11 protein-coding genes are annotated in these 8,183 nt (G+C 61.5%); 8 read left to right on the top strand and 3 right to left on the bottom strand.

Features of this window, described 5'->3' with window-relative positions:
• The 3 genes from ACK41X_RS06220 to ACK41X_RS06210 form a co-directional block, all read right to left on the bottom strand.
• Positions 1-580, bottom strand: a 580-nt coding sequence (locus ACK41X_RS06220; protein ID WP_409720356.1) for a YcjX family protein, incomplete at its 3' end; no start/stop codon positions are given.
• 80 nt (positions 581-660) lie between these two features.
• Entirely contained in the window at positions 661-1,065 is a 405-nt protein-coding gene (locus ACK41X_RS06215) for a hypothetical protein (protein WP_409720354.1), read from the bottom strand.
• 23 nt (positions 1,066-1,088) lie between these two features.
• Positions 1,089-2,099 (bottom strand): patatin-like phospholipase family protein, encoded by a 1,011-nt coding sequence (locus tag ACK41X_RS06210; RefSeq protein WP_409720352.1) that lies wholly within the window; start codon positions 2,097-2,099, stop codon positions 1,089-1,091.
• A gap of 859 nt (positions 2,100-2,958) precedes the next feature.
• Between ACK41X_RS06210 and ACK41X_RS06205 the strand changes: the two genes are divergently transcribed.
• From ACK41X_RS06205 to nuoE, 8 genes are all read left to right on the top strand, one after another.
• Positions 2,959-3,324 (top strand): NADH-quinone oxidoreductase subunit A, encoded by a 366-nt coding sequence (locus ACK41X_RS06205; RefSeq protein ID WP_409720350.1) that lies wholly within the window; start codon positions 2,959-2,961, stop codon positions 3,322-3,324.
• A 70-nt stretch (positions 3,325-3,394) separates the two neighbouring features.
• Complete coding sequence (locus ACK41X_RS06200) at positions 3,395-3,958, top strand: NuoB/complex I 20 kDa subunit family protein (protein ID WP_409720348.1); 564 nt, start codon at positions 3,395-3,397, stop codon at positions 3,956-3,958.
• A 2-nt stretch (positions 3,959-3,960) separates the two neighbouring features.
• Positions 3,961-4,575: an NADH-quinone oxidoreductase subunit C gene (locus ACK41X_RS06195; RefSeq protein WP_409720346.1), complete on the top strand. Its 615-nt coding sequence runs from the start codon at positions 3,961-3,963 to the stop codon at positions 4,573-4,575.
• The gene (locus ACK41X_RS06190) at positions 4,575-5,003 is read left to right on the top strand and encodes a thioesterase family protein (protein WP_409720345.1); all 429 of its coding nucleotides are present in this window, start codon (positions 4,575-4,577) and stop codon (positions 5,001-5,003) included. Before ACK41X_RS06195 ends, ACK41X_RS06190 begins: the two co-directional genes overlap by 1 nt.
• Positions 5,003-5,443, top strand: coding sequence for a GFA family protein (locus ACK41X_RS06185; protein WP_409720343.1), 441 nt, complete (start codon positions 5,003-5,005; stop codon positions 5,441-5,443). Before ACK41X_RS06190 ends, ACK41X_RS06185 begins: the two co-directional genes overlap by 1 nt.
• Positions 5,444-5,471: 28 nt before the next feature.
• Positions 5,472-5,852 (top strand): four helix bundle protein, encoded by a 381-nt coding sequence (locus ACK41X_RS06180; protein WP_409720358.1) that lies wholly within the window; start codon positions 5,472-5,474, stop codon positions 5,850-5,852.
• Positions 5,853-5,914: 62 nt separating this feature from the next.
• Positions 5,915-7,102, top strand: a complete 1,188-nt coding sequence (locus ACK41X_RS06175) for an NADH-quinone oxidoreductase subunit D (RefSeq protein WP_409720341.1) — start codon at positions 5,915-5,917, stop codon at positions 7,100-7,102.
• Complete coding sequence (nuoE, locus tag ACK41X_RS06170; RefSeq protein WP_409720339.1) at positions 7,102-8,181, top strand: NADH-quinone oxidoreductase subunit NuoE; 1,080 nt, start codon at positions 7,102-7,104, stop codon at positions 8,179-8,181. Before ACK41X_RS06175 ends, nuoE begins: the two co-directional genes overlap by 1 nt.
• The last annotated feature ends 2 nt before the right edge of the window (positions 8,182-8,183 follow it).

Genomic DNA, 8,183 nt, shown 5'->3' with positions numbered 1-8,183 from the left:
CGGTTTGCGCCAGCGCCTCGTCGGCGGGCGCATGCGGGTCGAGGGCCGCGATCTCGAAATGCCAGGCGCCCGCGAGATGCACGCGGTCGTCCTGGCGTGAGAGCCGGATGGTTTCGGCCGACCAGGCCTCATAGCTCTGGCGCAGCAGCGGCAAATCAAGCAGCCACTCGCCCGGATAGTCGACGATATCGAGGGTGAGTTCGCGCATCGCGCGATTCTGCGACTGATATTCGATGATGAGACGCAGCTCGCTGATCTGCCTGGTAGATTCCGGCCAATGCCGTTCCTCTAGAAGCTGTCTGAGATGCGCTTCGTAGGCAAAGCGCGGCACGGTGTCGTCCGGTTGCGGCGACAGGCGCGCTCGTGCGATCCGTCCCGAGGCCATTGCCTCGAACACCGGAAAGCGGCCGCCGCGCAGGAGGCCATGCACCAAAGCCGTGATGAAAACCGTCTTGCCGGCCCGCGACAGGCCGGTCACGCCGAGTCGGATCGTCGGCTCGAACAGGCCGTGACCATATTCCAGCAGCGCCCGTGAGGTGAGGCGGGCCTGCTCGACGATCTTGGAAATAACGTTCGCCATCCGTTTCGGCCGGCACGCGTGCCGCGCCGGGGATCGGCGCGGTCACAGCCGGCTAAAGATAAGGCCGTTGCGGGGCGATGCTAGTTGCCGCGCCGTTCGGCCTGCCAGACGCCGGAACATTCGCCTTTGGCCGATTGCCAGCGCCCAGAGCCGGAGGTGCGCGTTAGGCGGCCGCTGCCGCTTGCGCTCTGGTCACCGCGGGCGACATTGACCCGGGCGGTCCCATTGCCTGCCACGCTGCCGGAAATCCGAAAGCTCGAGCCGGCAGGATCGGCATGCCCGACACGACCGCCCTTGATGCGCACAGCATATCGGTAGCCGCGATCGCAGGTGCCTTTTTCGGTAATGATGAGCACACTCCACAATCCGTCAAAGGCGCTCGATGCCGGGCTCGGTCTTTTCTTTGCGGCAAAGGCATCGGAGGGTGCAGCCAGTGCAAGGACGGCTGCAAGAAGGCCGGCGGGCGCCAATCGTGCCATTTTCATCGTCGTTCTCATTGGCGCCTGGGTCATTGCGCCACCTTTCTTGGCTTGGTGGAAGCTTCATCCGGAGTCGTGAAGAACGGCTTTGGGCCCGCGCCCCTGGCAAATCCGACCTCGTATAGCGCCTTCATATAGTCCGGGTCGAAAGCGCCGCGTGCAGGAGCGCTGAAATCCTGGTCGACATAGGCAACGTGAAAACCTATTCCACTGCGCTTTGCGGTCGAATAGGCGCGATCAATCGCGTTGCGGGTGACGAACTTGATTGCTGCGCTGACCGACCGGCCAAGAATGCTCAGCGTGGTTCGCTCGGTCAGCTGAAACTCAGGTGTGAGTTTCATGTTGGCGATGATGTAGAAGTCGGTTGCCGGAAGTTTGGTCGTGCTGGTGCTGAACAGCATCGAGTCGGGTGCGATGTAAAACTGGTCGGCAAGCCCGCCGTCGACATGCATCTCCTCGAATTTGCGGCCATTGCCCTCGACACCGATCAGCACGGGCGGAAATGCGCCGGGAATGCTGATGGCTGCGATCATGACCTTGCGTATAAGGTCGAGAGCGGCTTTGTCGGCATAGGTTGCAATGGCGCCAATATCCCAAGCCACAGGCCGTCCGGCATCGAGATTTGTCGTGATAATAAAGAGCCGCCGGCCGCGCGCGTGCTCGGCCGCAATCTCTTTCAGCAGCTCAGGCGTGACACGCTTCTCGATCAGGCCGTGGAGCGGCCAGGTATCGAGAAAGCTCTCGCCCTTGCCGCCGACCTCGAAAATATCGATGGCGCTGATGGTTGTGTAGGCGTCGCGCAACTGCTCGTCGTAACGCGCTCCCAGAAAGGCGAAGGGCGCAATCAGCGCGCCGGTGCTAACCCCGGTAACCAAGGAGAATTCCGGACGGGTGCCGGCCTTCGACCAGCCGCTGAGGAGTCCTGCGCCGAAGGCGCCATCCTCGCCGCCGGTGGACAGGATCAGCCAGGGGCCCGGGCTTGCCGGCAAGGCCCTCAGATATTCGCGTTCTGAATCGGCCCAGAAGCGCGCATCCGGCATGTTCGCGATCGCAGCGACCTCCTGGTCGCGCGCCGTGAAGGCCGTACGAGGCAGAGGGCCGGGAGCCGATTGTGTGGCCGGTGCTGCTTTTGGCGTCTTTTTTGGTGCCTTCTTTTTCGCTTGGGCGGAAAGGAACTCACCGTCCGCGAATGCGGATTGGGCCGCTGTAGATGCCGTCGTCCAAGGCCAGGCAACGGCGATCGCCACCAGGGCCGCAAAACCGAATCGAATCTGCCTTTTGAGTTTCACGTGCATTCAACAATCTTGTCGCAAGCGCTCTGTTGACGCAATTCACGCAGAGCCACACCGGGGCTCCATTCACATACGAAACCCGTGTGACGGCAGTTTCGGGTCTTTGCAGCGCCGGAACGCCAGTTCGTTCTTCGGAAAAAGCTCCAGTATTAGGAAATGAACACGGAAAATGCCGCTCATGTGACGGCAACAGCACCACGCGCATTGGAGCGGGACATTTTGTCGTAAAAGTCCTCCCCCCAGATGCTCGCGCGGCCTGGCGTCGAAATGCGCATCGAGCGTCAGACCTCGGCCTGCGGCGCCCCTTTGGGGAACCGGTGCAGGCTGGGGCGCAAGGCGGCCCGCAGTCTCAGTTTTCAATGGATCAGACGGCCGCGAACCTCGGCGCTCCGCGGACGGTGGCCTCTCTCACGATTTGGCGGGGGAGATTGCAGAATTGAGACTTTTCGGGCGCTTGCCGGGGCAAATGGGCTGCGCTAAGGCTCCCGAACTTCCTTCTTGGAACGAATCCGAGCTGGGTGAGGGGGTCATCCAGCGGTCGTGCCGCGGGAAGGCCGAGGGACGGGTTTTGGCTGCCGACGGGCTGCTTGTTCCCGTGAGGAGAAGCATGAGCGACCTGCTACAGGACTACTTGCCGCTCGTGGTGTTCATTGGGGTTGCGCTGGGGCTCAGCCTGGCGCTCCTGATTGCGCCGTTTATCGTCGCGTACCGCCAGCCCGATCCCGAAAAGCTGTCTGCATACGAATGCGGATTCAACGCGTTTGACGATGCGCGCATGAAGTTCGATGTTCGTTTTTATCTGGTTGCGATCCTCTTCATTATTTTCGATCTCGAAGTCGCGTTTCTGTTCCCGTGGGCGGTGACGTTTGGTGAGTTGGGCACCTTCGGATTCTGGTCGATGATGGTGTTCCTTGCCGTGCTGACGATCGGCTTTATCTACGAGTGGAAGAAGGGGGCGCTCGAATGGGATTAAAGCGCGATATGGAAACGCGTCAGTCGGGTTTCGGGCCACGTCGCGCGCGCTTGCCTCGGACCAGCCGAACATGAGCGCCGTTGTTTCACCCGCCGCGAAAGGCATTCTCGATCCGCGGACCGGAAAGCCGGTCGGCGCGGAGGATGAGTTCTTTACCGGACTTAACGCGGAACTCGCCGATAAGGGGTTCCTGGTCACGACCGCCGACGACCTCATCACCTGGGCGCGTACCGGCTCGCTGATGTGGATGACCTTCGGTCTTGCGTGCTGCGCCGTCGAAATGATGCAGATGTCGATGCCGCGCTATGACGCCGAGCGCTTCGGATTCGCCCCGCGTGCAAGCCCGCGTCAGTCGGACGTGATGATCGTCGCCGGCACGCTGACCAACAAGATGGCGCCCGCGCTCCGCAAGGTCTACGACCAGATGCCGGAGCCGCGTTACGTGATCTCGATGGGAAGCTGTGCCAATGGCGGCGGCTATTACCATTATTCCTATTCGGTGGTGCGAGGCTGCGACCGCATCGTGCCCGTCGATATCTACGTGCCTGGCTGCCCGCCCACGGCGGAGGCGCTGCTGTATGGCGTGATGCTTCTTCAAAAGAAGATCCGCCGGGTCGGAACGATTGAGCGCTAGCCATGAGCGAGAAGCTGCAGGCGATCGGGGATACGATCAGCGCGGGGCTGCCGGGTGCAGTCACCGGATTCGACATCATCCATCGCGAGCTCAACGTTTACGCCAACGCCGCCGACATCGTGAAGGTCGTTCGCTTCCTGCGCGACGATCCGAACTGCCAGTTCTGGAGCATCATCGATGTCACCGCAGTCGACTGGCCGCAACGCGAGCGGCGCTTCGATGTCGTCTATCATTTTTTGTCGCCGAAACAGAATGCGCGCGTGCGAGTGAAAGTGACGACCGACGAAGCAACGCCGGTGCCGTCCATCATTTCCGAATTCCCCGGCGCCGACTGGTTCGAGCGCGAGACCTACGATCTCTATGGCGTGCTGTTTACCGGCCATCCGGACATGCGCCGCCTGCTGACCGATTACGGCTTCGAAGGGCATCCGCTGCGCAAGGATTTTCCGCTCACCGGCTTTGTCGAGGTGCGCTGGGACGACACCCAGAAGCGCGTGGTCTACGAAGCGGTCCGGCTCAATCAGGAATTCCGCAACTTCGATTTTCTCTCGCCCTGGGAAGGCACCGACTACCGGCTTCCGGGCGACGAAAAGGCGGAAGGCGGGAAGGGGGCCTGATGAAGGACACGCTCAGGCCCGGCCTCAGACACAGTCTGACTTTCGTCATCACCGACCGCCAGACGGTGCCGGAATTCTATCCGGAATCGCCGATGTTCCGAGCAATGCCGCGGGTGTTCGCTACGGGTTATATGGTCGGACTGTTCGAATGGTGCTGCACTGAACTCCTTGCCCAGCATCTTGAGCCCGGCGAGGGGTCGCTCGGCACTCATGTCGATTTCAGCCATCTGGCCGCGACCCCTCCCGGAATGACCGTGACCGTGGAGTGCGAATGCACGGCGGTTGACGGCAAGACGGTGAGCTTCTTCGTGCGTGGCCATGACGGCGTGGACGTGATCGGCGAAGGCCGGCACCAGCGCGCCGTGGTGCATTACGACAGATTCAATGCGCGGGTCGCCGAGAAGGCGCTGAAGGCGAGGGCTGCGTGATGGCATCGGCGCAGCAGCAATCCGGCGGCTGCCTCTGCGGCGCGGTCCGCTTCACCGCCACTCCTGCCGATCGTGAGGTCGGCGCGTGTCACTGCAGCATGTGTCGGCGCTGGTCCGCGGGACCGTTCCTGGTGCGCGACTGCGGAACCTCGCTGAAGGTCGAAGACAGATCCAGCCTCGGCGCCTATCGCTCATCCGACTGGGCCGAGCGCGCCTTCTGCAAGACGTGCGGCACGCCGCTCTATTACCGCTTGATCGACAAGGACATGTATTTCGTGTCGGCCGAAGCCTTCGACGATCTGAAGGACTATGCCTTCACCAGCCAGATTTTCATCGACGAAAAGCCGGCCTATTACGACTTCGCTAACAAGACGCACAACATGACCGGTGCCGAGGTGTTCGCCCAGTTCGCGCCGGGCGGAGCAGCGAATAGTAAGTAGCGAATAGCGAATAGAAGGAGTACGCGAAATCGGGATCAGTTCATACCGTGATTTGAAAGTCTGGCAGGAAGCGATGACGCTGGCGGAGCAGACCTATCGTCTCACGTCGCGCTTCTCGAAAGACGAAGTCTACGGCATGACAAGTCAAATCCGTCGGTCGGCGGTGTCCATCGCGGCAAATATCGCGGAAGGACATGGCCGTGAAAACAGCGGCAGCTTCATTCAATTTTTGCGCATGGCGCAGGGTTCGGTGAAGGAGGTCGAGACTCACTTGCTTCTGTCCGAACGGGTCGGCTTGGCGAAATCCGACGACGTCGCTCCGCTACTTCAGCGTTGCGATGAACTGGGAAGGATGATGCGATCTTTGATCCGATCGATTCAGCGCAGACAGTCAAATGACAAGGATTGAACGCCCTATTCGCTATTCGCTATTCGCTATTCGCGCTCAGTACGGGGCGCAACGGATCACTCATGTCTAGCGGCGAAAGAAACTTCACGATCAACTTTGGCCCGCAGCATCCTGCGGCACATGGCGTGCTACGCCTGGTTCTTGAGCTCGACGGCGAGATCGTCGAGCGCGTCGATCCGCATATCGGCCTGCTTCACCGCGGCACCGAAAAGCTGATCGAGCAGAAGACCTATCTGCAGGCGATCCCGTATTTCGACCGGCTCGACTATGTCGCACCGATGAACCAGGAGCATGCCTTCTGCCTCGCGGCGGAAAAGTTGCTCGGTCTTGAAGTGCCGCGCCGCGGTCAGCTCATTCGCGTACTCTATTGCGAGATCGGCCGCATCCTGTCGCATTTGCTCAACGTCACGACGCAGGCGATGGACGTCGGCGCGCTGACCCCGCCGCTCTGGGGCTTCGAGCCGCGCGAGCAGCTCATGGTCTTTTACGAGCGCGCCTCCGGCTCGCGCATGCATGCAGCGTATTTCCGCGTCGGCGGCGTGCATCAGGACTTGCCACAGAAGCTGATCGACGACATCGAGGCCTGGTGCGATCCGTTCCTCAAAACCGTGGACGACATCGATGCGCTGCTCACCGGCAACCGCATCTTCAAGCAGCGCAACGTCGATATCGGCGTGGTGTCGTTGGAGGACGCCTGGAAATGGGGTTTCTCCGGCGTGATGGTGCGCGGCTCGGGCGCGGTCTGGGATCTGCGTAAAAACCAGCCCTATGAATGCTATGCCGAAATGGATTTCGACATTCCGATCGGCAAGAACGGCGACTGCTACGACCGCTATCTGATCCGCATGGAAGAGATGCGTCAGTCGGTGCGGATCATGAAGCAATGCATCCGCCTGCTGAATGCTCCGGAGGGCAAGGGGCGCGTCTCCGCCGATGACCAGAAGGTGGTGCCGCCCAAACGCGGCGAGATGAAGCGCTCGATGGAAGCGCTGATCCATCACTTCAAGCTCTACACCGAAGGCTTTCACGTGCCGGCTGGCGAAGTCTATGCCGCGGTCGAAGCGCCGAAGGGCGAGTTCGGCGTCTATCTCATCGCCGACGGCACCAACAAGCCGTACAAGTGCAAGATCCGTGCGCCCGGATTCGCGCATCTGCAGGCGATGGACTTTCTCTGCAAGGGCCACATGCTGGCCGACGTGTCGGCCATCCTCGGTTCGCTCGACATCGTGTTCGGGGAGGTCGATCGCTGATGGCCGTTCGTCGTCTCGCGCCGAAAGAAGTGCAGCCGAAGGAGTTTTCCTTCACGCCCGAGAATATGGAATGGGCGAAGAGGCAGCTCTTGAAATACCCCGACGGCCGTCAGGCCTCCGCCGTGATTCCGCTGCTTTGGAAAGCGCAGGAGCAGGCCGGTGGCTGGGTGCCGGAAGCGGCGATCCGCTACGTCGCCGAATTCCTCGACATGGCGCCGATCCGAGTCATGGAGATCGCGACCTTCTACACCATGTTCAACCTTGCGCCGGTCGGACGCTATCACGTGCAGCTCTGCGGCACGACGCCATGCCGGCTGCGCGGCGCCGAAGACCTGATCCATGTCTGCGAGAAGCGGATCGGCCATCAGTTCGAGGTAACGCCGGACGGCGCGTTGTCATGGGTCGAGGTCGAATGCCTCGGCGCCTGCGTGAATGCGCCGATGGCCCAGATCAATTACGACTATTATGAAGACCTGACGCCGGAGACGTTCGCGAAAATTCTCGACGATCTTGCCGCCGGAAAAGAGGTGAAGCCAGGCCCGCAGATCGACCGGCAATTTTCCGCGCCCGAAGGCGGCCAGACCACGCTGCTGGAATCGCCGTCGATCAGTGGTGGCGCCGGCGCGGCGCCCGCTCAGACGCCGCTCACCGATGCCGCACCGAAAAAGCCGACCGCCGATGCCAATCAGCGCGAGGCGCCGGCCGGTGTCGATACGCTGGTGAAGGCCGCGGCGAAGGAGGGCATCTCGGTCAAGGCGACCGAGAAGGCGCTGACCGAGGACGCGCCGGTAGCCGACGAACACAAGCCGGCCTTGCTTGAGAAGGCGCGCGACGGCATCGCCGACGACCTCAAGCTGATCTGGGGAGTCGGACCGAAGCTTGAGGCGATGCTGCACCGGATGGGTGTGTTCCACTACGACCAGATCGCGTCATGGACCGAGATGAATTTGCGCTGGGTCGATCAGAAGCTCGAGGGCTTCAAGGGCCGTGCGGTCCGCGACAAATGGATCGAGCAGGCGAAGAAGCTCGCAACGGGCTGGCGGCCGTCGAGCAATGTCGGTGAGAAGCTGGAAGACTGAAC

It is taken from the genome of Pseudorhodoplanes sp. (assembly GCF_046289595.1).
GTDB lineage: Bacteria > Pseudomonadota > Alphaproteobacteria > Rhizobiales > Xanthobacteraceae > Pseudorhodoplanes.
This window is presented reverse-complemented; position numbering and strand designations above follow the sequence as displayed.

Bases quoted from the DNA above. Each gene is read 5' to 3' on its own strand.
- ACK41X_RS06210 (WP_409720352.1), bottom strand. From the start codon at position 2,099: ATGCCGGATGCGCGCTTCTGGGCCGATTCAGAACGCGAATATCTGAGG.
- nuoE (WP_409720339.1), top strand. From the start codon at position 7,102: ATGGCCGTTCGTCGTCTCGCGCCGAAAGAAGTGCAGCCGAAGGAGTTT.
- ACK41X_RS06200 (WP_409720348.1), top strand. From the start codon at position 3,395: ATGAGCGCCGTTGTTTCACCCGCCGCGAAAGGCATTCTCGATCCGCGG.
- ACK41X_RS06190 (WP_409720345.1), top strand. From the start codon at position 4,575: ATGAAGGACACGCTCAGGCCCGGCCTCAGACACAGTCTGACTTTCGTC.
- ACK41X_RS06215 (WP_409720354.1), bottom strand. From the start codon at position 1,065: ATGAAAATGGCACGATTGGCGCCCGCCGGCCTTCTTGCAGCCGTCCTT.
- ACK41X_RS06195 (WP_409720346.1), top strand. From the start codon at position 3,961: ATGAGCGAGAAGCTGCAGGCGATCGGGGATACGATCAGCGCGGGGCTG.
- ACK41X_RS06205 (WP_409720350.1), top strand. From the start codon at position 2,959: ATGAGCGACCTGCTACAGGACTACTTGCCGCTCGTGGTGTTCATTGGG.
- ACK41X_RS06185 (WP_409720343.1), top strand. From the start codon at position 5,003: ATGGCATCGGCGCAGCAGCAATCCGGCGGCTGCCTCTGCGGCGCGGTC.
- ACK41X_RS06175 (WP_409720341.1), top strand. From the start codon at position 5,915: ATGTCTAGCGGCGAAAGAAACTTCACGATCAACTTTGGCCCGCAGCAT.